Here is a 24269-nt window from a genome sequence, read left to right on the forward strand (position 1 = left end):
TTTTTATAATGACGCCGTTTTTTTTCGCCACAACTTTTTAGAGGCAGGGATCATGACACACTATTGGGTTGCCCAGTCTGTTGGTGTATTGGCTTTTCTGGTCGGTATCACCATGTTTTTCAACCGTAACGATAAAAAATTCAAAATACAGCTCTCGGCATACAGCGCGGTGATTGGCCTGCATTTCTTCCTGATGGGGGCAAATGCGGCGGGTGCCAGCGCCTTGTTGAATTCGGCACGCACGCTAATCTCACTCAAAACACACAACATCATCGTGATGTTTGTCTTTATTGCATTAACGCTCGTATTTGGTTTGTCGGGTATGCACCATGCGATGGAACTGCTGCCGATAGCGGGGACGGTCGCCAGTACCTGGGCGCTGTTCCGCACCTCTGGGTTAACGACGCGCTGCGTGATGTGGTGCTCAACGGCCTGCTGGGTTGCGCATAATATCTGGCTGGGCTCGATTGGCGGATCGCTGATCGAAGGCAGTTTCCTGCTGATGAACGGCTTTAACATCATCCGCTTCTGGCGCATGCAGAAACGTGGTATCGATCCGTTTAGTGTAGAGAAGAAAGTGTAATGTCAGGCGATGCTAGCGCCGTGCGTTTTTACGCGAACGGCGCTAGAGGAAGAGGTACGAAGAAATTACAGCAGATTTAAGCGCTCTTTTTCCGCCAGTTTGGCATCTTCCGCGTGACACACGGCGGCGATGAACATCACGTCCGTTGAGGAGTTCACTGCAGTTTCTGCCGAGTCCTGCAAGACGCCGATGATGAAACCAACGGCAACGACCTGCATGGCGATATCGTTGGAAATACCGAACATGCTACATGCCAGCGGAATCAGCAACAGTGAACCACCTGCTACGCCCGATGCGCCACAGGCACACAGCGACGCCACGACGCTGAGCAGCAGCGCAGTCGGTACGTCAACCTGAATTCCCAGCGTATGCGCGGCGGCTAGCGTGAGTACCGTAATGGTAATCGCAGCGCCTGCCATATTGATGGTGGCACCCAGTGGGATGGCGACGGAGTAGGTGTCTTCATCCAGATTCAGCTTACGGCACAGCTCCATATTCACCGGAATGTTGGCCGCTGAGCTACGGGTAAAGAAGGCAGTCACACCGCTCTCCCGCAGGCAGCGCAGTACCAGCGGATAAGGGTTGCTGCGAATCTTCCAGTAGACGATCAATGGATTGACCACCAGCGCGACCAGCAACATACCGCCGATCAGCACCATCAGCAGATGGGCGTAGCCCCACAGTGCGTCGAAGCCGGTTTCCGCCAGCGTTGATGCTACCAGACCGAAAATCCCCAGCGGTGCGAAACGAATCACCACGCGCACAATCATGGTCACCGCGTTGGATGCATCGCTAATCATGCTCTTTGTGCTGTCCGAACCATGGCGGAACGCAATGCCTAGCCCAACGGCCCAGACCAAAATACCAATGTAATTCGCATTCAGTAGTGCATGGATTGGGTTGGCGATGATGCTCATCAGCAAGCCTTTTAGCACTTCGACAATACCTGAAGGGGGCGTGATGTCCGCGGCCTGTGCACTCAGTGCCAGCGTAGAAGGGAAAATGACGCTTAGCACCACGGCAATCAGCGCGGCGGAGAAAGTACCGATGAGATAAAGAAACAAGATCGGGCGAATATTGGTTTTCTGCCCCTGCTGGTGGTTGGCGATAGAGGCCATGACCAGCACCAATACCAGAATGGGCGCGACGGCTTTTAAGGCACCGACGAACAGCGTGCCAAGTAAACCGGCAGCCAACGCGGCCTGCGTGGATAACGAAGCCAGAATGATACCGGTTACAAGCCCCAGAAGGATCTGTTGAACCAGACTACCGCGAGTAATGTACTGCAAAAAACGAGACTGTTGAGTTTCCATATTTTTGACGGTGTAACCGTTCCGCTAAGTGGTTGTGTGCACGGACTGACACCTCTGACATGTGTCGGGTGGCTTTTTCTTTCCGTAACTAAATGTGTTTGCGTGTATCAGTATATAAAAATTTGCTTTTGAGAAAAGCGCTGATGTGCCTTTTTATGACGGACATCCTTGTCCGTCACCCTGCGGGCCGTTGCTGCGCAACGTTGAAAAACGCTCCCGACGTTTTTTTATGACGGACATCCGTGCCCGTCACTCTGCTGAGAGAGAGGATTAGCGCTCCGCGCGTTTGTTCACCCAGGCGTTGATCAGCATAGTGATGACCAGAATGCTGGCGACGACGCCCAGAGAAATGGCTACCGGAATATGGAAAATGTCGATGAGCAGCATCTTGATACCGATGAAAATCAGGATGACGGCCAAACCATACTTCAGCAGCGAGAAGCGTTCAGCCACGCCAGCCAGCAGGAAGTACATGGCACGCAGGCCCAAAATGGCAAACAGGTTCGACGTCAGCACAATAAAGGGATCGGTTGTCACAGCGAAAATCGCCGGGATACTGTCGACGGCGAAAATAACGTCACTGATTTCCACCATAATCAGCACCAGAAACAGCGGCGTGGCATACAGCAGGCCGTTACGACGCACGAAGAATCGTTCATTCTCAATGCTGTCCGTCATGCGCAGATGGCTACGCAGCCAGCGCACTAGCGGCTTGTCGCCGATCGCCCCATCACCTTCTTTAGCCAGCGCCATTTTAATGCCGGTAAACAGCAGAAACGCGCCAAATACATAGAGTAGCCACTGGAATTGCGTGACCAGCCAACTGCCGCCAAACACCATGAGCGTTCTGAGAACGATGGCACCTAACACGCCGTAAATCAGTACGCGACGTTGGTATTGTGCAGGAACGGCGAAGTAGCCGAAGAGCATCAGCCAGACGAAGACGTTATCGACGGCAAGGGCTTTCTCGATTAAATAACCCGTCAGGAAGGCCAGCGATTGCGCATTAGCGACTTCGCGACCCAACGTGCCATCCAGATACCACCAGAAACCGGCGTTGAACAGCAGAGAGAGCGTGACCCAGACGATCGACCAGACGGCTGCCTGTTTGAACGTCATGACCGTCGACCCTTTACGTCCTTGGTAGAGCAGGTCGATGGCCAGCATCACAATAACAATGGCAGCGAAGCTGCCCCATAACCAGGGAGTGCCAATGGTGTGCATAGCAAGATCCTTAAATAGAAACAAAAACGGCCAACATCGGAAGGACGCTGGCCGCTCATGATTAAAGCTGCAAATGCACCTCGCCTTCCGGCAAGGTCTCACTTACAACGTTAATGAAGCTGTTTCATCAAGAATCAAGCTTTTCATCAAGGTTGCCCAGTAACCGGATGCGATAACCCTTCATCTTTCGCGCCGCAGGTGTGTTGGCTGCTCTTACTCACCCGAATCACTTACTTATGTAAGCTCATCGGGACTCGCTCGTTTGCCGCCTTCCTGCAACGTGAAATCTATTGGGTATATAAACATCGTAATGACGATTAGCTGGCGGAAAAGTTACTCCCCTTTGCCTGACAGAAGATAGGTGAAAAGATGATCCTGGTCAAATAATTACCACCGTCTTACTTTGCATTCCCCGGCGTAGCGGCATCGGCAGGAAACACGACACCGGTTTGGCGGCGAATTTCTGTCAGCAGTCCAGCGACGGTGCGTGAGCGTGCCAGTTCAGCATGGTTAATATCGTTGTTGTTCACCAATGCGGCAAAGACCTCTGCTTCGTACAGCATGCTGTTGATATGCTGCGGCTGGCTGAGATCTAACTGCTTGCCTTCACGCGGGATGAATTTCACGTTATGGCATTCGGAGACTTTTTCAATCACCAGCGATCCGTCTTCCCCCTGAATTTCACTGGGAATGGCGGAGTGACTGACTTTGGAATGAATGATGGTCACATCGAAATCGCCGTAATTCAGAGTAATGCTGCCATGCGCATCCACGCCGCTTTCCAACAACGTCGCGCTAGCTTGCGTTGTGCACGGTTCTCCCCACAGCGCCACGGCGAAGGCCAGACAGTAGTAGCCGATATCCATGATGGAACCGTTGGAAAACGCCGGATTGAATGTGTTCGGGTTCTCGCCTGCCAGATAGCGTGGGTAGCGTGAAGAATATTGGCAGTAATTCAGCACCACTTTACGCAATCTACCGACTTTCGGCAGTGACTGCTGTATCACGCTGAAGTTGGGTAGGCTGGCGGTTTTGAACGCTTCAAAGAGCACGACCTGATTTTCTCTGGCACAGGCGATCATTTGTTCGACTTCATAGCGGTTGGAAGCCAGCGGCTTTTCGCAGATGACGTGTTTGCCGTGGCTCAGGAAAAGCAGGGCCTGTTCGCAGTGCAGTGAGTTCGGACTCGCCAGATACACGGCGTCGATAAGGTCGGATTTCGCCATCGCTTCCAGTGAATCAAATAGCGTATCCACCATGTAATCAGCTTGAAACGGCTGCGCTTTTTCTGCCGTCCGTGAATAGATGGCGGCGAGCTTCAACTGACCGGTTTCATGGGCGGCATCCACAAACTGACGGGTGATCCAACTGGTTCCTACAATAGCGAAGCGAATCATAAGCGTTTTGGTATCCTGGGAGCATCGATGATGAATAGGCAGATTATCACGGTGAAATGACAAGGCAACGTCAATCATTTCCCTTTCTGGCAGAGAAAAGCATTTACTGATGGGCTATTTTAAGGGATAAACAGCGCAAATTTTATGATGCAGGAGAGGCTAATGAGCCAACTCGAATTGGAAACGTGCAACCTGACGTTGGTGCGTTATCCTCAGGTCGCTGAAAACTCGGCGCTACAGGCGTGGGATGCCGCAGATGAATACCTGCTGCGTGAACTCGCCACCATGGAAATTGCGCCGGGCCCGCGCCTGATTTTCAATGATACGTTTGGTGCACTGGCCTGCGGTTTGCAAGCGCAATCGCCCGTCAGTATCAGCGACTCTTATCTCAGCCAACTGGCGACGCGGCATAATCTGGAACTGAACGGTTATGATGCCGATGCGGTAACGCTGCTGGATAGCATGGCGGAACTACCCGATGCGCCTGCGCTGGTGGTGATAAAAATCCCCAAAACGATCGCGCTGCTGGAACATCAGTTAAGAATGTTGCGTAAGGTCGTCACGCCGCAAACGCGCATCATTGCCGGGGCGAAAGCGCGGGATATTCATACTTCTACGCTGCAATTGTTTGAGCGCGTAATGGGGCCGACGAAAACCTCGCTGGCCTGGAAAAAGGCGCGTCTGGTTCACTGTGAGTGGGCAGAGCTAAAAGTCAGTGAGCAGTCACTTACTACTGAGTGGGAGCTGGATGGTTACGGCTATCGTATTCAAAACCATGCTAACGTGTATTCACGTAATGGGTTGGATATCGGCGCACGTTTCTTTATGCAGCATTTGCCGGAACAGATAGACGGGAAGATTATCGATCTCGGTTGCGGCAACGGTGTCATTGGGCTGGCCGCGCTGAAAGCCAACCCGGACGCCACCGTCGGCTTCTTTGATGAATCCTACATGGCGGTGACCTCGAGCCAGATTAACGTTGAGGTTAACTGCCCGCAGGATGTCGAGCGCTGTAGTTTCGTGGTGAACAACGGATTGTCCCGCGTTAGGCGCGATACGTTACAGGCCGTGCTGTGTAATCCACCATTTCACCAGCAGCAGGCAGTGACCGATGAAATCGCCTGGCAGATGTTCATGGATGCTCGTCGCTGCCTTCAGGTTGGCGGAGAACTACGCATTGTGGGCAATCGCCATCTGGATTATTTTCACAAACTGAAGCGCCTGTTCGGCAACTGTGAAACCATTGCCAGCAACACCAAGTTCGCTGTGCTGCGCGCGGTTAAAACGAATTCGTCCCGATAGGTAAGTGATTCGGGTGATTGAGCGCAGCCAACGCACATGCAACTTGAAGTATGACGGGTATAAGCTACAACGTTAACGCCAGCCGGGTGGCCTGATCGATTGCCCGGCGAGCGTCTAATTCCTGTGCCACATCGGCACCACCAATCAGATGAACATGACACCCGGCAGCCAGTAAGGGGTCATACAGTTTTCGGTTGGGTTCCTGACCGGCACAAATAATGATGTTATCCACCGGCAGACAGCGTATTTGCTGGTCGTGGATAATATGCAGCCCTTTATCATCAATATGGTGATATTCCACACCACCCAGCATCGTCACACCGTGGCGCAGCAGCGTGGTGCGGTGTATCCAGCCTGTCGTTTTCCCCAGATTTTCGCCGGGCTTTCCCGCCTTCCGCTGTAATAAAGTAATGTCCCGCTGGTGAGGAAGCTCGCCAGATTGATGAGGCAGCAGACCGCCCCGGTGTTGTAGCTGTTTATCAATCCCCCATTCCGCATAAAAATCATTGTGTTCCGGCTGAGAAGAAGGGGAATTAAGGTGATGATGGCTGCTGAGAAGGTGCTTTTCAGTCAAAAGATAGTGCGCGGTATCAAAACCGATGCCGCCTGCGCCGATAATCGCCACGCGTTTGCCGACTGGCTTTTTATCACGCAGTACGTCCAGATAGCTCAGCACGCTTGGGTGATCGATGCCTGCAATCGCGGGGATACGCGGCACAATGCCAGAGGCCAGAATCACATCATCAAAACCGAGCAAATCGGTGGGCGTTGCCTGCGTGCTCAGGCGAAGCGTGACGCCGCGCAGTGCTAACTGACGACGGTAGTAGCGCAGTGTTTCATAAAACTCTGCTTTACCGGGGATCTGTTTGGCAATATTGAACTGTCCGCCGATATAGGAAGAGGCTTCAAACAGCGTGACGTGATGGCCGCGTGCGGCGGCGTTGACGGCAAAAGCTATGCCTGCTGGGCCTGCGCCCACCACCGCAAAGCGTTTACTGACTCGCGCAAGCTGGATGGGCAGCTCGGTTTCGTGACAGGCACGTGGGTTGACCAGACAAGAGGTGACCTTGCCCGCGAAAATCTGATCGAGGCAGGCCTGATTGCAGCCGATACAGGTATTGATTTCATCGGCACGTCCTGACTGCGCTTTTGCCACCAGTTCAGCATCGGCGAGAAAAGGGCGCGCCATCGATATCATGTCGGCACAGCCTTCGGTCAGTAGCTGTTCCGCCACGCCGGGATCGTTGATGCGGTTGGTGGTAATCAGCGGGATACGGACTTTCCCCATCAGCTTCTTCGTTACCCAGCCGAATGCGCCGCGTGGCACCAGCGTGGCGATAGTTGGAATGCGCGCTTCATGCCAGCCAATGCCGGTGTTGATGAGCGTGGCCCCTGCCTGCTCAATTGCCTGCGCCAGTTGTACGATTTCCTGCCAGCTTGAGCCTTCTTCTATCAGGTCTAGCATGGACAAGCGGTAGATCAGGATGAAGTCAGGCCCGGTTCGCTCTCGCACGGCGCGGACAATCTCAAGTGCAAAACGGCAGCGGCGCTGAAAATCACCGCCCCATTCATCGTCGCGGTGATTGGTGTGCGTCACCAAAAACTGGTTAATCAGATAGCCTTCCGAGCCCATGATTTCCACTCCATCGTAACCTGCCCGCTGTGCCAGCGCGGCGCAACGAGCAAAGTCGTCGATGGTTTGTATAATATCTGACGTACTCATCGCCCGTGGCGCAAAGCGATTAATCGGTGCTTGAATGGCGGACGGCGCGACCGGATCGGGCTGATAGCTGTAGCGCCCGGCGTGGAGAATTTGCAGCGCAATTTTTCCGTCAGCGTCGTGTACCGCCTGCGTGAGTATCTGATGATGCGCCACCTGTGCCTCGTCATGTAGGGTTGCTCCTCCTTTGGCGACGGCTCCTTCGGCATTTGGCGCAATACCGCCTGTAACAATCAAACCCACGCCGCCCAGCGCCCGCTCACGGTAAAATGCTGCCAGCCTTTCTGCGCCGTCCGGGTGTTCTTCCAAACCGGTATGCATGGAACCCATGATTACGCGATTTTTTAACGTGGTGAAGCCAAGATCGAGTGGAGCAAGCAGCATGGGGTAGGCAGTCATTGCACTCTCCGGTGAAGTTAACTGGTCTGATGAGTCATGGCGTTCAATTTAGCGGTAATTGAGCGAGTTGTGAAATTTATGTTTGTTTATTGTGAGTTAAGTCATTGCTGATCGTAGGGATAAGCGAGAGTAGGTAAGGGATCGTGTACCGGAGTGTTTGTTGTCGGGGGCGTGTGACATTATAATCCGCGGGTTTATTGGGCAAAGGTATCGTTATGCGGGTGGAAGAGTTGGAATATCGGCTGGATAGCGCGCTTCGGGCGTTGGAACAAAGCGTTCAGCGCCAGCAGCAGACGTGGCGACAGGAGCATCAGTCCCTTCAGCAGCAGTTGCTTCAGGCGAAAGAGCGTGACGCTTACCTTTGCACGCAGATTGAACGACTCTCTGCGCAGTTGAGCGCGATGGATAGCTCGCCGGAGCGAAATCCGCTGATTCAGAAAATGAAAGTCATTCATGCCCATCTTGATGTGTTGGCACAAGAGGCCACGGCCTTTAGACGCTCACTTCGGTAATCTTTCGGCTGGTGTTCGCTTTCTTACACAATTCCTCCTCATTCTCCATAATTGCCGCAAATGTGGAGCTGACACTTGCAGAGATTTACCCTTGCTCTAATTAACTGAAGGTGTCGAGCCTATACTTTCTCTCGTAGCACGGCACTCGCCGTCGATAAGTTAATTCAGAGAGAGGAATAGAATATGCGTAAACTCACTGCAATGCTGGTTGCTTCTTCTTTGGCATTGGGCGCGGCAGGCCTCGCGCATGCTAATGACGCACCGAAAGGGCCAGCATCAGAACACAAGATGATGATGAAAGAGGGCCGGGAACACCGTGGCATGATGGGGCCGGATGCGATGTTTAAGGAGCTGAATTTGACGGAAGCGCAGAAGCAGCAAATTAAAGACATCATGAAAGATTCACGCGAGAAAATGCACAAAGCCATGCAGGACGATCGTCGTGATATGCATAGCCTGGTCGCATCAGACACTTTTGATGCCGCAAAAGCGCAGGCGCAATTGGATAAAGCTGACGCCGCACACAAGGCCAGAATGCTTAATGGGCTGGAAACCAAAAACAAAATTTACAACGTTCTGACGCCAGAACAGAAGAAGCAGTATAACGACAGCTTTGAAAAGCGGCTGACTCAAGCGCAAAAGCCGGATGGCAAGCCAACGCCCGCGGAATAATACATTATTCATGAGTCCGCGTTAGTCCTGAAATAAATAAGCCAAGACCACCGGACTGATGGGCTGCCAACAAGCAGTACATCAGTTCGGTGGTTTTTTTATTTTTTCCCTTAAGCATCGTGCTGAGTAGAGAAATGATTAATGTTATTCTCACGTAGATGAAATGAGTGGACCTATCGGGTAGCGGGCGGTAAAGGGCAGATGAATAACGATTGGATGTTGAAGACTAAAAAATTCATGCTGTTTTTATTTGTGACCACCCTCATTGTGAGCTGTATGGGATTCCAGTTTCGCGTGCTGGATGAGTTGTCGCTGTTTTGGCCCGCCAATATTCTGGTTTTTTGTCTCATGGTGAGTTTCAGGGACAGAAAAGGGACGATAAAAGATAAGACACTCTCTATCTGCATGGGGTTTGTGGTGAGTTATGCGGCGATGCTGTCGGCGGCGCTACTAATGGACAATAACTCACCGTTAAGAACCAAGGTGCTGTTGTGCTTGTGTAATATGGTCTTCGTGGTAACTGCTTGGTGCGCCTTTTGCCTGATGTGTCGGTTTACCGGAAAGTGGTCGACATTTGAAAAATTCAGCAAATATTACGTCTATATTATTTTCGCCTCGACGTTTTTAGGCGCTTTCTCATCCGGGGTGGCATATGGGTTTTATGCCTACGTCTACGATACGGGGAACCGCTATGACGAGTTTATGGACTGGTTCAGTGAGCAATTGGGAACCGGCATTATCCTCGCGTTCTTTTTTCTGCGAGGTAAAGATATTCTGCGGGCGATACGGAATATTTCGCTTTGTCCTAAGCACATCAGAGAAAATATTTTTCCCTTTCTGGTTTTTATTATTTTCTTATTAGTTAGCCTATTTTTTCTGGATGCCAGCCTGATTGCGCTGTCCGTTATTCCGCTCACGCTGTGTGCATTTAATTACTCTTTCCCGGTTATGTCGTTGCTCTGTGCGATTACGGGCGTAATACTAAATTATCTCTATATTAATCAAGTCGGTATGCTCATCAATTCAAATTCTGAAGCGTACATTAATTCGTTTCTTACCACGGCACGGCTTAATATCGCGATGTTAATTATGGCGATGTTAAGCGTCTCTCATTTTGTCTCGATGAACCGGCGATTGATTAAAATCATCGAAAGCAACAGCCTGAAGGATGCGCTCACCAATACCTTCAATCGTCGGGCTTTCCTCAGCATGCTGAATGGGAAACAGAACGTGCCGGTGTATAAGAAAAAGCGCCAATTAACGCTGCTATTTCTGGATATCGATTATTTTAAGCAGGTTAATGATACCTACGGCCATGCCTGCGGTGATGAATTGATCGTCAGTTTTGCCCGTATGCTGAGCGCCAATATTCGGCCGAGCGACATTCTTTGCCGCTGGGGCGGAGAAGAGTTCATTATTGCGGCTTATGACCTGACGGTTGAGCAATCCGAAGCCGTTGCCGAAGCGTTACGGCGTCTGACGGAGTCGACTCCGCTTACGTTGCACGATGGTCGGGAAATCCATTTTACGACCAGTATTGGTGTTGCCATTTTTTCCCAGTATGAAGGCGGCAACATTTACGATCTGATCGGGCTGGCGGACGAGCAGTTGTATAAGGCGAAGACGCAGGGGCGTAATCGCGTCTGTGTGCGCTCGGCTGAGGGGCTGTGATGAAGAACGCCCATTTGTTTTTACTGCGTCGTGGGGTAGGTCGCTTCGTCTGATTGGCAAAAATTTAGTGACTGTTTTCACAGAATAAAACGTAGAGATAGCTTTTCCTGCGTTAACTTGTTAGAACACAGGAAAGGACGTCACCAGAATTTTCTGGGCGAGACCTGGATAAAGCAGCGTATACCGCACGCTGCTTTATCCAGGTTTTTTTTTGCGTGTTTTCCGGCTGGCCAGTGGATAACAAGCGGGATGATGTGTATTGGGCAGTTGCAGCCATTGACGAAACGGGAAGTCATTATGAATAGCAAAGTGCTAGCTGAAAATATTTTGAGGTTGGTCGGGGGAGAGGCGAATGTCTCCACTCTGGTTCATTGTGCAACACGCTTGCGCTTTAAGATCGTTGATCACAGCAAAGTGGACATAGAAGCGCTGGAGGCAGAGGACGGTGTCATTACAGTTCTGAACGCTTCAGGGCAGTTGCAGGTCGTTATTGGGAATCGGGTGCCGGAAGTGTACCGTGCCTTTGGTTTCATCTCTGGTTTACTGGAAGATGGTGCTAATAAACAGAAGCCAGTAGAAAATGAAAAATCGGTTTCTGTGATGGGACGACTGATTGATCTGGTCGCGGGCATTTTCACCCCGCTGCTAGGGGCAATGGCGGCAGCGGGGGTACTGAAAGGTGCACTGGCGATTGTTATTGCCTGTGGGTGGTTAGGTCCAAAAGAAAGTACTTATGTGATACTGCATGCGGCCTCTGACAGCTTGTTCTACTTCCTACCTATGCTGTTGGCGATTACCTCCGCGCGTAAATTTGACACTAATATTTTCGTGGCCGTATCGATTGCGGGAGCGCTGGTTTATCCCTCAATACAAGGGCTATTTGAGGCGGGTCAGCCTGTAACATTCTTAGGCTTGCCGGTCGTGATGATGAAATACACTTCCTCGGTGCTCCCGATTATTTTCAGCATATGGCTGATGTCCTATCTTGAGCGTTTCCTGAATCGTCATATTCACGAAAGCGTGCGTAATATTTTAACGCCGTTCTTCCTATTGACGCTGATGGTGCCGCTAACGCTGATGACCATCGGGCCGATTGGTATCACGGCCAGTAAACTCGTCGCTTCACTGTTTGTCAGCATCTATAGCTTTAACCCAATCATTGCTGGTGCGCTGATTGCGGCTTCATGGCAGATCTTGGTGATTTTCGGTATTCACTGGGGTTTTGTGACCGTCTTTATCAATGATATTTCCGTTATGGGGCACAGTTACCTTAAAGCGGCGTCTAGCCCGTCCGTCTTTGCTCAATCCGGTGCGTTATTAGGCGTTATGGTGCGTACCAAAGATAAGAAGCTCAAAGCGTTGGCGGGGAGTTCGTTCATTGCATCACTGTTTGGTATCACCGAACCGGGTGTCTACGGCGTAACGCTGAAGCTGAAAAAACCGTTTATCTGTGCGGTGATCGCCGCGGCAATGGGTGGCGCTGTCGCAGGCTATGCGAAAAGCTCGGCAATTTCCATGGGGATGCCTGGATTGCTGACGCTGCCGATTTTCTACGGTGAAGGCTTTATCGGGTTCCTCATTGGTTGTGCTATCGCATTTGTTGCAAGTTTTGTGCTGACTATTGTGGTCGGGTTTGATGATCCAACCCCGCCAGCCGGGAAAGAGCCAGCACCTGTCACTGAGCCTGCTGCGACCTCCACTTCAACGACCACATCCACGACATCCAGTGCATCGACAACCTCGGCTTCTGCCGCGAACGTGATGCCATCGACAATACCGTTGGCAGAGGTTCCCGCCACGGCAGAGCAACTGGGCTCGCCCGCAAAAGGTGAACTCATTCCATTGGAAGAAGTAAACGACAAGGTGTTCTCCTCTGGTATTGTTGGACAAGGTGTTGCTATTGTGCCGAATGAAGGCCGTATTTATTCACCGGTGGATGGTGTGATTGCCAGCACATTTGCCAGTGGTCACGCCGTCGGCATTCGCTCGCAAAACGGGGCGGAGATCCTGATCCATGTCGGTATCAATACGGTTCAACTGGAAGGGCTGCACTATCAAATGCGTGTTGAAGAAGGTGATGAAGTGAAGAAAGGTCAACTGCTGCTAGAATTCGATCTGGAAGCGATCAAGAAAGCAGGTTACGACATAGCGACGCCGGTGATTGTAACAAATCCGGAAAACTATCGCGTATTTGGCCTGAGTTCTGTTCGTCACCCGCAGGCTGGCGACACGATCATCGCGCTGGCGTAATACGCGAATGGCGGATTGACCATTCGCTTGGCGGTACAACCATACGGGCGTAGTGATGAAAATAATAAGAATATTAAGTAATAATGCGGTCTTGGCAGTGACTGATAAGGGGGAAGAGTGCGTCGCACTGGGGCGGGGCATTGGATTTGGCAAAAAGGATGGTGACAGCGTAAACGAAGATCAGATAGACAGTCGATTTCTCAAAACCAGTAATGGGCTGAATGCGTTCTTTGCTGAAATACTGGCGGATATTCCGCCTGTTTATCTGAGTATTACCGAGAAAATTATTATGCTTGCGCGGGAAGTGCTGGGTATCGAATTACAGGATACGTTATTTTTGGCATTGAATGATCACATTAATTTTTCGGTAAAGCGCCATAATGAAGGGATAAAGATAAATAACCAGCTACTTTGGGAGGTTAAGCTTTTCTATCCGAAGGAGTTTTCAGTCGGGTTAAAAGCACTTGATATTATTGAAGAGAAATTGCAAGTGCGTTTGCCTGAAGATGAAGCGGGTTTTATTGCTTTCCATTTAGCGAATGCAGCAAACAATAGCAATATGGAAAGCACGATGCAAAGTGCTACGCTTATTAAGGATATTTTGACGATTGTAAAATATGACCTTAATATTAACTATGATGAAAATTCGATTGATTATCAGCGTTTTATCACGCATTTAAAGTTCTTTGCATTGCGCTTATTCAATCGAACATCCGTGAGCCATGCTGATGATAGCATTTATGACGGCATCAAAGAGTTAATGCAAGTTGCTTATGCTTGTGCTATGCGCGTTTTTTATTATGTCGAGAAACATTATCAATATAAATTAACGACAGATGAAATCATGTTTTTAACGATTCACATTAATCGTCTTAACCATAAACCTAAATGAATTTAACCGAATTCCTTCAGGTGATGTTGCTCACGTTTCTAAATTGTAAAAATTGAAATGATGATATGAATTAATTATACTGATTTCTAATTAGGACGTAACTGATTAAATTCAGGCGAAACCTGTCTTGCCAGATGAGTGTTTTTCATCTGGCTGGATGGGTTTTTTTTTGACCTAATAAAAAGGGGGAATGGAAAACCTACAGATGACTTGAAGGATAATCAGTTAAAAAGTGACTACTTCGCCACGCCAGGGTTATATCACGGTGACGCTTACTCTGTGATAGCAGTCAAAAAAATGAGGAATAACATGATAAATAATAAAAAAATGAGAAATAAAAGGCTGACATTCAAAAAAAAAGCCGCTGTATTAATGTTGTTATCTTGTTACGGGTTGGTACCGGACGCGATGGCACAAAAATTAACGCTTGAACAACGTATGGAGTTACTGGAAACACAATTAAAACAAACGCAGGAAAAGCTACAAGCTTATGAAGATAAAGAAAAAAAACAAAATTCATTAGTTGGTTTATCCCCTGTAAATACGGTTGCTGGGCATGAAGGCGTGGCGCAACCAGCGGTAGCATTACAAGCCAAATCCACGACTGCGGAGAGCGATCCGGTATTATCAGAATCGGCACTGAAAAAAATTAGCAAATATGTTCAGGAAGACACTGGATTTAAATATTCCGGTTATTTCCGTACTGGCTACGCATCAACGACGAATGGTGGTCCTAAATCCTGGGCCGCAGGTTCGCTGGGACGTTTAGGTAATGAATATGATGGTTGGTATAACCTATCATTTAAAAAACGAGCCTGGCAGGAAGGCAATAAATCAATTTGGGCTAACGTACAGTTTGAAGGCGATTTAGGATTATCTCAGAGTGATGAATCCTTTGAGAAAGGCATGGCTGGCGGTGGAATGGGAAAACTCAGCAAGTTATTTGTTGAAACGAAGGGCTTCCTACCCTTTGCACCAGAAGCGACATTCTGGATCGGTAAACACACACTGCCACAATATGAAATCCAAATGCTGGATTGGAAAGCTAGTCGGACACTTTCTGGTGCAGGTCTGGGGATTGAAAACTGGAAAATGCCTGTTGGATCGTTAAGCATGGCATTGACGCGCAATGATATTGATAATTACAGCACGACCTGTACAACGGCAACATGTAGTAAAACTACTCAAGTTAATGTGAATATTGCTGAAGTTAGGTATAAAGATATTCCATTGAGCAAAGACTTGTCTCTTGAAGTGGGGGCGAAACATGCTTTTGCTAACCAGACTGATGAGCAAAAAGCGGCGCAATCTGCCGGTAATGACTATAAAGTTAAATCTGCCTGGTTAGGTCAGGCTATTTTACGTCACCCGGTGTTAGGCGGCTTTAATGAATTAACCGCGCAAGTTGCTAATAATTCTTTTGCTAGCCAGTTTATGAATATTTCTGGCCCAAATCCCGATTTTGACTATAGGAGCGCTTATTATGGCATTCACAGTGAAGGAATTGGCTGGAGATTAATAAACCAAGGTGAGATATACCTGCGTGATAATGTCATCATGGCGCATTCCCTGGTATATGGCCGTGGTAACGATCTTTACTCGATCAATAACGGTGCACACACGGATTTTGAGACCATACGTGCAGTGATCCGTCCATCCTATATTTGGGACAAAACGAACCAGACCGCGATAGAGCTTGGTTATTTTGTGCAGGAAAATACCGCCAAAAATAGTAGTTATGATGAATCCGGTTATAAGGTGACTCTGGCTCATATCCTCAAAGTGGATACCAGCCTTCTAAAATCTCGACCAGAAATTCGTTTCTACACCAGTTATCTTAAAGCGCTGGATAATGAGATTGATAAACACAGCTTTAACGATAATAAAGATTATCAAATCAGTTTTGGTGTTCAGGCTGAAGTCGTTTTCTGATGAGGAATAACTATGTTTTTATCGACGAAAGGCATTAAATCGATTTCGCTAAGCGTTTGTTTAGCAACGGCCTGTGTTCCGGTATTCGCGATTGCTGCGACTTCTTCCACGTCAGGAGAGAGCGTTGAGCAGAAAAACACCGTCAGCACAGAGAAAACGCGCATCTTGATTCTGAGCGACATAGGCAATGAGCCGGATGACTCACAATCGCTGGTCCGGTTTTTACTGTATAGCAATGAGTTTGATGTTGAAGGGATTGTGGCGACAACCTCAACCTGGCTGCGCGACAAGGTCAATACTCCCATGATCCATGAACGTATTGACGCTTATGAACGTGTTCTGCCTAATCTGCAAAAGCATGCACAAGGTTATCCTTCCGCTAAAGCATTACGTGATGTCGTTCGCAGTGGGCGGGCAGGCTTCGGGATGGCGCATGTTGGCGAAGGGAAATCCACCGACGCATCGAAATTGATTATTCAGGCCGTTGATAAACGCGACGATCGCCCATTGTGGATTACCTTATGGGGCGGTGGGGTGGATTTAGCTCAGGCTCTGCATGATGTGAAAGCAGAGAGGACACCACAAGAAGTGGATGCGTTCATTAGTAAAATCCGTGTTTATGCTATTTCCGATCAAGATAATACGGGCGCCTGGATTCGAGGAAATTTCCCACAATTGCGTTATATCACCAGTATTCACGCCTGGAATGAGTATTTTCTCTCTACGTGGATTGGCATGTCTTCATCACGCGCGGTCGGCGGGGATATGAGTAAGGTGAATAATGAGTGGCTGGCAGAAAACATCCGGCGCAAAGGCCCGTTGGGTGCAGTCTATCCTCCTTTGGAATACTCCATGGAAGGCGATTCTCCGTCATTCTTATATTTGCTCCGTACTGGTCTGGGCGATCCTGAGCATCCAGAGTATGGCAACTGGGGCGGGCGTTATGGCGAGATTTCGCCAGGGAGTGAACTTGGGTTGCGTGTCAGCACGTCGGATGAAGTCGTCGGTATCGATGGTAAGAAATATCGCACCGCACCAGCAACTATCTGGCGGTGGCGTGATGCATATCAGAACGACTTCGCCGCGCGTATGGACTGGACGCTGACAGGGGATGTGAAGAAAACGAATCATAACCCGCATTTGGTGCTGAATGGTAAGCCGGGGACGGAGATCGTGTCCTGGCAGGTAAAAGCGGGTGAATCGGTCACGCTATCGGCGCATGGTTCAGGCGATGTTGATGGTCACGCGGTGACCTATCGCTGGTGGCAATATAAAGAGCCAACAGCGACGGCGATGGGCGTGCACTTTGGCCCTGGTATTACGCTATCTCAGCCTGAGGGGGGAAAAACCAGCTTTATCGCGCCAGCCGTTAAGGTCCCGACACCGTTCCACATTATTCTGGAAGGAACAGATAACGGATCGCCCGCATTAACGTCTTACCGACGTGCGATTGTGACGGTTGTCCCTTCAGAAAAGTGATAGCGTTTTTTAGGCGCGGCTATTTCATTTGATGGCGTGATGAAAGGGCTGGAGGCGCTGTGAATGATGGTGCATTGCCGCCATATAACGCGTGGCGGCGTGCGGATCAAGAGGTCTGAGGAAGCAGAAATGATGATGAAGAAAGCCCCTCTGGTGGCAGCCATGCTGGCTGCATTTTCGCTGTCTGGTCAGGCAATGAGTGCCGATTTTTCTGCCCAGATCGCCAGCCCGCGTCCGAACGTGGTGTTGATTGTCGCGGAGGACATGAATCCGCGTCTAGGCGCATACGGTGATGCGCAGGCGCGAACGCCGAATCTGGATGCGCTGGCAAAAGAGTCCGTTGTCTTTACGCAAGCTTTCACGATGGCAGGGGTATCCGCGCCGTCACGGGCGGGATTAATTACCGGCGTATTTCAACATGCCACCGGATTGCAGCACATGCGCACGGCGACCCGACCCGCTGGTGGTTATTTAGGCGTGCCGCCTTCTTATGTGAAAGGCTATCCCGAACTGCTGCGCCGCAGCGGCTACTTTACCTATAACGACACCAAGACGGATTACCAGTTTACCAAAGGCCACGCTGATGTCGGCCCCTTCACTCTGTGGACGCGCCACGGGGAATACAGCAGCATGGACGATCTGCATATTCAACTGGCCTGGCGTAATTACGATCTGAAGGGCAAGCCGTTCTTCATGAATTTCAACCCGCAGATTACACACGAATCGGCGCTCTTTACGGCGCAAAACCACCCAGCGGGCCAATCGCGCTTTGTTAAGCAGTGGGATACCTTCCGCCAACAATACCGTTATACGCCAACGGATCCGCAAAGCTTGAAGTTGGAGCCTTATCTGCGGGATACGCCGCAAACCCGACAGGAACTGGCGCAGCATTACGACAATATCCATATTATGGATATGCAGGTTGGTAAGCTGTTGGACGGGCTGAAAAAGGACGGGCTGTGGGATAACACCATCGTTATTTTTACGGCGGATAACGGTGATGGCATTCCGCGTCATAAGCGTGAGGGCTATGACTCCGGCACCCATGTCCCACTGATCGTTCATATTCCAGAGAAATATCGTCCGGCAGGCTGGTCGTTGGAGGGGAGTAAGAATGAACGGCTGGTGTCGTTCGAGGATCTGGCACCGACCATTCTAGGATTCGCCGATATCAAACAGCCTGAGTATATGCGCGGCATCAGCCTGGCACAGGATTTTGCGCCACAGCGTCAGTTTGTCTACGGCGTGCGTGGGCGGATGGATGAATATGACATGCGCGCCTATTTTGTTCGGAACCGTGACTATCAGTATGTCCGCAATTTGGCGACTACGCCGGGGGGCATCGGTATCGCGTTCCGCAACGCGCTCGGGTCAATGAAAGATTTGAATGCGGCACATGATCAGCATCAGTTAAGCGCGGATCAGCAAAACTGGTTTGCCGATCGTCCGGCGGAAGAGCTTTACGATCTGCAACGCGATCCTTTGCAGTTGCATAATTTGGCGGCCGATCCTGCCCAAAACGCCGTACTGGTGCGGATGCGTGAGGAGATGGATCGCTGGCGTAACGGTGCGAACGATATGAATTTGATCGCGGAAGATCAGATGGTTGCAGATTTGTTGGATGAGCAGGGCAAGCAGCGTGCAACGTTGACGCCAGTGGCGCAGTGGGATGCGGTCAGCCACAAAATTTATCTGGCTAACCGCACACAGGATGCTTCCATCGGCTATAGCTGGGATGGCAAAGAGTGGGAACTGTACACGGGCAGTATCACGCCGCTGAAGAGTGCATCGCAACTGCAATTCAAGGCTATTCGCTATGGCTGGCAGGAAAGCCCGGTCGGTACGTTGCCCATTCAGCCGTGAAAATGGGGGAATCTGTTCGCTTTCTCTGGGACGGAAATAGTGTGTTGTCGGTAAGGTAAATCGAGGTGCCAATGAGTCAATCCATTGCTAATTTTCAGTTGATGGCCAAGCCTTCAGGGTCTGTGTGCAATATCGATTGCTCATACTGTTTTTATCTGGAGAAGGAACACCTTTATCCAGAGCGGAAAAGCCGCTGGAAGATGGATGGCGATACGCTGGAAAACTATGTACGCAAGAACATCAGTAGCCAGCAGGCACCTGTTGTTGATTTCCCATGGCAAGGTGGTGAACCGACGCTACTGGGCATCGATTTCTTCCGCGAAGCGGTGCGGTTGCAGAACAAATACCGTGGCACAAAGCAGATCAATAATTTCTTTCAGACCAACGGCACCAACATTGACGATGATTGGGCGCGTTTTCTGAAAGAGAACCAATTTCTGGTGGGGTTGTCGATTGACGGTGACCGTATCAGCAATGATGCACATCGGCTCACGCGGGCGGGGAAAAGCACCTTTGATGACGTGATGAAAGGGCTGGAGGCACTGAAGCGTCACAAGGTTGAGTTTAATACCCTGACGGTGGTGAATGCGGAAAACGTGAAACGTCCGATGGATGTTTACCAGTTTCTTAAGCGCATTGGCAGTCGCTATATACAGTTCATCCCGCTGGTGGAGCGCCGTGCCGCTCAACCGGACGACAACGGACTCGTCCTGATTCAGCCGGATTTTTCGGGTCAGTGCAGCGTGACGGAATGGTCAGTACCCGCAAAAGCCTATGGTCGTTTCCTGAATACGATTTTTGACTATTGGGTTCAGCACGATCTGGGCAATGTGTTTGTCATGAACTTCGAGCAAACGCTGACCAAAATGGCCGGACAGCTTAGTGCCTGCGTCATTAATGAAACCTGTGGTGGCAACCTGATTGTTGAAGCAAATGGTGACGTGTATTCCTGCGACCATTTTGTTTATCCCGAAAATAAGCTTGGCAATATTAATCAGGACGATCTGGCATCGCTGGTGAATTCACCGCAAAACCTCGCCTTTGGCGAAAATAAGCGGAAGAACATCAGCAAAGATTGCCTGAACTGTGAAGTGAAAGCGGTTTGTCATGGCGGTTGCCCGAAGCATCGGTTCGACATCTCCAGCGATGGGCGGCCGAATAAAAACTATTTCTGCGATGGATTTAAAACACACCTATTCCATGTTTTACCTCGCATGAATGCCTTGCTCTCTCAATTGGGACGCAAGGAATCGATGAAGAAAATTAGAAGGAATATAAAAGCAGAATTTTATTAATGAATGCCACATAGCCTCAGGAGACTGTGGGAATACTGGCATAAAAAGGGAACAATGATGAAAAGAAACAGACTGTTGGCCGCAATTACTCTGGCCTGTATGCAAGCTGCGGGGGCACAAGCCGCCGCGACGGCTTCCCCTTCAGCTACGGTGCCGTCAACTGATGGAAAGCAGCCGAACGTGGTTTATATCATTCTGGACGATCAGCGTTACGATGCGTTCGGCTTCCTGAATTCAGCTATTCACACGCCAAATATGGATAGCATCGCCAAAGAAGGGACGTATTTTAAGAATGCGTTCGTGACTACTTCGCTGTGCTCCCCCAGCCGTGCCAGTATTCTGACGGGGATGTACGTGCATAATCATGGAGTGTCGGATAATAATCCATCCGATCTCTCTCATCTAAACTATTTCCCTGAGCTGCTGCGTGACAAAGGCTATCAGACCGGTTTCTTTGGCAAATGGCACTTTGGCGGCGCAGATAAAACGGCCACCAAAGGCTTCGCTGGCTTCGATCGCTGGGTAGGGCTGCTGGGGCAGGGCAGCTATTATCCGATTGATAACTATGGCAAGCCGACCATGCTCAATATTGATGGCAAGATGGTGCCGCAAAAAGGCTACATCACCGATGAGCTGACGGATTACGCCGTAGATTGGCTGAACACGCTCGATAAGAAAAAGCCGTTCATGATGTATCTGTCGCATAAAGGTGTGCACTCTGATTTCCTGCCCGCCAAGCGCCATCGTGGCAGCATGAAAGAAGTGACCTTCCCGCTGCCGGATACCTATGCCGATACGCCGGAAAACTATGTCGGCAAACCGATGTGGGTGAAGAACCAACGCAATAGCTGGCACGGCGTGGATTATCCCTATAACACGGATATGGATCTTCAACAGTATCAACGTGACTACTATGAAACGCTGCGCTCGGTGGATGACAGCGTGGGGCGCGTGCGTGACTGGCTGCAAAAACAGGGGCTGGATAAGAACACGATTATCATGGTGATGGGGGATAACGGCTTTATGTTCGGCGAACATGGGCTGATTGATAAGCGTAACGCTTATGAAGAGTCGATTCGCGTGCCATTGATTGCCTCCGGACCAGGCTTTGCCAAAGATAAAGTCGTGGAAGATATTGTCAGAAACATCGACGTTGCCCCAACGATCCTGGAAGCCGCAGGTGTTGCCGCACCGAAACATTATGATGGGCAGAGCTTCTGGCGTCTGGGGCTGGATGGTTATAACACGCCGAAGCGTAGCGATTACTTCGTCTATGAATATTTCTGGGAATACAGCTTCCCGCAGACGCCAACCACGTTTGCGATTCGGACGCCGGAATACAAATATATTCAATATTACGGCGTGTGGGATAAAGAAGAACTGTACGATATGAAGAACGATCGAGAAGAGAAGCACAACCTGATCGATTCTACCGACGAGAAGATCGTCAATACCAAAATCGCGTTACGTAAAAAGCTGTATGAAGAGCTGAGCAATCGGCAGGGTAAAAACGTGATCCCGTATAACCAACGTACTGGGCAAGGGCAGGTTTATCGCCATGAAGGTGCCGGTGAGCAGCTAGCTCCGTTCCCGCGTGAATGGCTGAAAGGGTACAACCACGAGGAGATTCTTGCTGGATTTATCCCCGATCAGGTCGGTAAAGAAGCGAAGGTGAAAGCCTCGAATGAAGCCGTGAAGAAGAGCGCGCCGCAGTTAAAAGAACTGATGGATAAATAATCCACTGCAATAAACCAGACGGAGACGTGCTTGTGCGCCGTCTGGTTTTCTCGATCGTTACAACGATTCCCCGTTGCTGTTAATCACATCCTGATACCAGTAGAAGCTGTCTTTACGCCGACGTTCCAGCGTGCCTTTGCCTTCATCATCGCGATCGACATGAATAAAACCGTAGCGTTTTGACATCTGTGCTGTGCCTGCGCTGACCAGATCGATTGGCCCCCAACTGGTGTAGCCCAGCAGTTCGACACCATCATCGATAGCTTCACGTACCTGAATCAGATGACGACGCAGGTAATCAATGCGGTAGCTGTCGTGAATGCTGCCATCCTCTTCCACCACGTCACGGGTACGTCATTCACGTCGGAATGGTAGGGTTATCAGCCCATCGGCCTCTGATTACGCATCTTGTTTTTTCCTTTCATGAAGCCGGTAGAACGCGCAGCAATGACATACCGGCTTTTCCTCAAGTTTAAAATAAATATTTAAAACGAATACGTGCGCCGTAACGCTCTTTATCTTTACTTTCTAATGATGTCATTTCTCCCCGGCCATTCATGTAAGAGTAGTAGGCACCAAGATAGGTTTTAAAATTATCTATTTCTAAAACATTTGGCAACTCGTAGGATGTAAATAGGGTGTGGATATCGTATTTCCCTGGGCGTAGTACTTCATTTTGATCTATGTTGATATCGTTGCCACGTTGGTAGGATTTAATATCATTATGTGCATAAATGTAGCCAACCTGCAATTTACGCCATAATATATTGCCGCCCGCAGAGAAATCACTTTCTTGTTTTGCGTCTAAATATGCTGTGCTCAAATTGGCAATAATGCCATTTTCGCCTTTATCTTTTAAATTATCCCATTTCAGCGTGAGGCCATAACCGGTACGGCGTGATTGATCTTCAAATTTCCCATCCGCATTATTGAAGCCGTAGGCATTACGAACGATATTGGCATCAATCGCACCAGCAATGGTGAAATTATCTTTTTTCCATGCGACAACAGGACGAACATAAACCACATTTTTGCGATTATCTAACTTACGACCATGGTATTGTTCATTTTTAAACACCTTACTGCCATCTTCAACTAAGGTGTTTACCTCGAAGTACCAATCGTTATAGGTACTGCTTAGATTCATTGCACCACCATTATTACTTCTTCCGCGACCCTCTTTCATCATATAGACGTAGCCGAATCCATCTGAATATAAATCGTTGGCGCTGTTCCCTGAGTGTTCAACAAAGGTATCTTGGTTCAGGGGGAACATATCATAGGCTTCGTATCGGCCGATCTTGTAATTCCACTTATTATTTTTACCGAAATAGAAAACCGCATCATCAAGCCCCATATTGCCAGACATGTTAGCTAACGGCTGCACCTTAAATCCAGCATAGTTGCCATTAGTGAGTGAGCGTTCACCATCTAAACCAATCAAAATACGTCCGTTTAGGTCCCAGCGTTCCTTATCGTTATTATTTTTTTTCCCAGCCTGGGTATGCATTGATGTAATCTGACCTTTTCGGCTTGCTGCATCAATATTATATTCAACATCTCCATAGAGTTTTAATTTTCCCCAGCCACTATTATTCACAACAAAACTATTAGATTTAACGGCAACCTTTTGTTGTTGCTCTAAGTCATTTACCTTTCTCTCTGCGAGAATAGCATTTGCTTGTGCTTGGTCAGAATTTTTTTCAAGAGTAGAAATGCGTTGCTCGATATTCACACTATTGGCATTTTTTACCGATGTGCTTCCCTTTGTCATTAATTGTTCAAGTCGTACCACTTTCTGTTCTGCAGAAGTTGCTCGATACTCAGCCTCTACTGCTCGTTTTTCAAGGGCATTTAAACGTGCTTCTATGCTATTTAACGAACTATCAGCGTTGACTAACAAGGGAAAAACGCTAAGGGAAATCCCTATAGCTAAACTTATTTTTTTTAATGTCACTGTTTATTCCTCTTCATTAAAGTAGATTTTTATCAGTAAATTATTAATATGTGTATCAGGAGGGGGAATTA

At 49.3% G+C, this 24269-nt stretch carries 17 protein-coding genes and 1 pseudogene; 12 read left to right on the forward strand and 6 right to left on the reverse strand.

What is annotated here, in order from left to right:
* The first annotated feature begins 52 nt into the window (after positions 1-52).
* Entirely contained in the window at positions 53-583 is a 531-nt protein-coding gene (locus A7983_RS11120; RefSeq protein ID WP_005971344.1) for a YgjV family protein, read from the forward strand.
* A gap of 65 nt (positions 584-648) precedes the next feature.
* Here the strand turns inward: A7983_RS11120 and sstT are convergent, their stop codons facing one another.
* The 3 genes from sstT to A7983_RS11135 all read right to left on the reverse strand — a co-directional run bounded on the left by sstT (position 649) and on the right by A7983_RS11135 (position 4517).
* Positions 649-1896 carry a serine/threonine transporter SstT gene (gene sstT, locus A7983_RS11125; protein WP_005971346.1) on the reverse strand — a complete coding sequence of 416 codons (1248 nt, stop codon included), beginning with the start codon at positions 1894-1896 and terminating at the stop codon, positions 649-651.
* Between the two features lie 270 nt (positions 1897-2166).
* Positions 2167-3120, reverse strand: a complete 954-nt coding sequence (locus tag A7983_RS11130; protein ID WP_005971347.1) for a TerC family protein — start codon at positions 3118-3120, stop codon at positions 2167-2169.
* Positions 3121-3518: 398 nt separating this feature from the next.
* Positions 3519-4517 carry a Gfo/Idh/MocA family protein gene (locus tag A7983_RS11135; RefSeq protein ID WP_005971349.1) on the reverse strand — a complete coding sequence of 333 codons (999 nt, stop codon included), beginning with the start codon at positions 4515-4517 and terminating at the stop codon, positions 3519-3521.
* Between the two features lie 162 nt (positions 4518-4679).
* Between A7983_RS11135 and rlmG the strand changes: the two genes are divergently transcribed.
* Positions 4680-5819: a 23S rRNA (guanine(1835)-N(2))-methyltransferase RlmG gene (gene rlmG, locus A7983_RS11140; protein ID WP_005971351.1), complete on the forward strand. Its 1140-nt coding sequence runs from the start codon at positions 4680-4682 to the stop codon at positions 5817-5819.
* Between the two features lie 64 nt (positions 5820-5883).
* Here rlmG and A7983_RS11145 read toward each other — a convergent pair whose 3' ends face one another.
* Entirely contained in the window at positions 5884-7938 is a 2055-nt protein-coding gene (locus tag A7983_RS11145; protein WP_005971353.1) for an NADPH-dependent 2,4-dienoyl-CoA reductase, read from the reverse strand.
* A 215-nt stretch (positions 7939-8153) separates the two neighbouring features.
* Here A7983_RS11145 and A7983_RS11150 point away from each other — a divergent pair, with 215 nt between their 5' ends.
* The 10 genes from A7983_RS11150 to A7983_RS11195 all read left to right on the forward strand — a co-directional run bounded on the left by A7983_RS11150 (position 8154) and on the right by A7983_RS11195 (position 22241).
* Positions 8154-8450 (forward strand): hypothetical protein, encoded by a 297-nt coding sequence (locus A7983_RS11150; protein WP_005971354.1) that lies wholly within the window; start codon positions 8154-8156, stop codon positions 8448-8450.
* Between the two features lie 183 nt (positions 8451-8633).
* The gene (gene spy / locus A7983_RS11155; RefSeq protein ID WP_005971357.1) at positions 8634-9122 is read left to right on the forward strand and encodes an ATP-independent periplasmic protein-refolding chaperone Spy; all 489 of its coding nucleotides are present in this window, start codon (positions 8634-8636) and stop codon (positions 9120-9122) included.
* A gap of 201 nt (positions 9123-9323) precedes the next feature.
* Entirely contained in the window at positions 9324-10793 is a 1470-nt protein-coding gene (locus A7983_RS11160; protein ID WP_005971359.1) for a GGDEF domain-containing protein, read from the forward strand.
* Between the two features lie 297 nt (positions 10794-11090).
* The gene (locus A7983_RS11165; RefSeq protein ID WP_039477985.1) at positions 11091-13043 is read left to right on the forward strand and encodes a beta-glucoside-specific PTS transporter subunit IIABC; all 1953 of its coding nucleotides are present in this window, start codon (positions 11091-11093) and stop codon (positions 13041-13043) included.
* Positions 13044-13098: 55 nt separating this feature from the next.
* Positions 13099-13935, forward strand: a complete 837-nt coding sequence (gene licT, locus A7983_RS11170) for a BglG family transcription antiterminator LicT (RefSeq protein ID WP_005971363.1) — start codon at positions 13099-13101, stop codon at positions 13933-13935.
* A gap of 309 nt (positions 13936-14244) precedes the next feature.
* A complete protein-coding gene (locus A7983_RS11175) occupies positions 14245-15867 on the forward strand; it encodes a carbohydrate porin (RefSeq protein ID WP_005971365.1) in 1623 nt (540 codons plus the stop codon).
* A gap of 12 nt (positions 15868-15879) precedes the next feature.
* A complete protein-coding gene (locus tag A7983_RS11180) occupies positions 15880-17346 on the forward strand; it encodes a DUF1593 domain-containing protein (RefSeq protein WP_005971367.1) in 1467 nt (488 codons plus the stop codon).
* A 129-nt stretch (positions 17347-17475) separates the two neighbouring features.
* Positions 17476-19209: a sulfatase family protein gene (locus A7983_RS11185; protein WP_235778034.1), complete on the forward strand. Its 1734-nt coding sequence runs from the start codon at positions 17476-17478 to the stop codon at positions 19207-19209.
* Between the two features lie 71 nt (positions 19210-19280).
* Entirely contained in the window at positions 19281-20504 is a 1224-nt protein-coding gene (locus A7983_RS11190) for an anaerobic sulfatase maturase (RefSeq protein ID WP_005971371.1), read from the forward strand.
* A gap of 54 nt (positions 20505-20558) precedes the next feature.
* The gene (locus A7983_RS11195; protein WP_237028219.1) at positions 20559-22241 is read left to right on the forward strand and encodes a sulfatase family protein; all 1683 of its coding nucleotides are present in this window, start codon (positions 20559-20561) and stop codon (positions 22239-22241) included.
* Between the two features lie 57 nt (positions 22242-22298).
* Here the strand turns inward: A7983_RS11195 and A7983_RS11200 are convergent.
* Positions 22299-22589, reverse strand: a pseudogene (locus A7983_RS11200) (family 1 glycosylhydrolase); the annotation flags it as partial.
* 124 nt (positions 22590-22713) lie between these two features.
* The gene (locus A7983_RS11205) at positions 22714-24198 is read right to left on the reverse strand and encodes a carbohydrate porin (protein ID WP_005971377.1); all 1485 of its coding nucleotides are present in this window, start codon (positions 24196-24198) and stop codon (positions 22714-22716) included.
* Between the last annotated feature and the right edge of the window lie 71 nt (positions 24199-24269).

It is taken from the genome of Pectobacterium wasabiae CFBP 3304, from assembly GCF_001742185.1.
Taxonomy (GTDB): domain Bacteria; phylum Pseudomonadota; class Gammaproteobacteria; order Enterobacterales; family Enterobacteriaceae; genus Pectobacterium; species Pectobacterium wasabiae.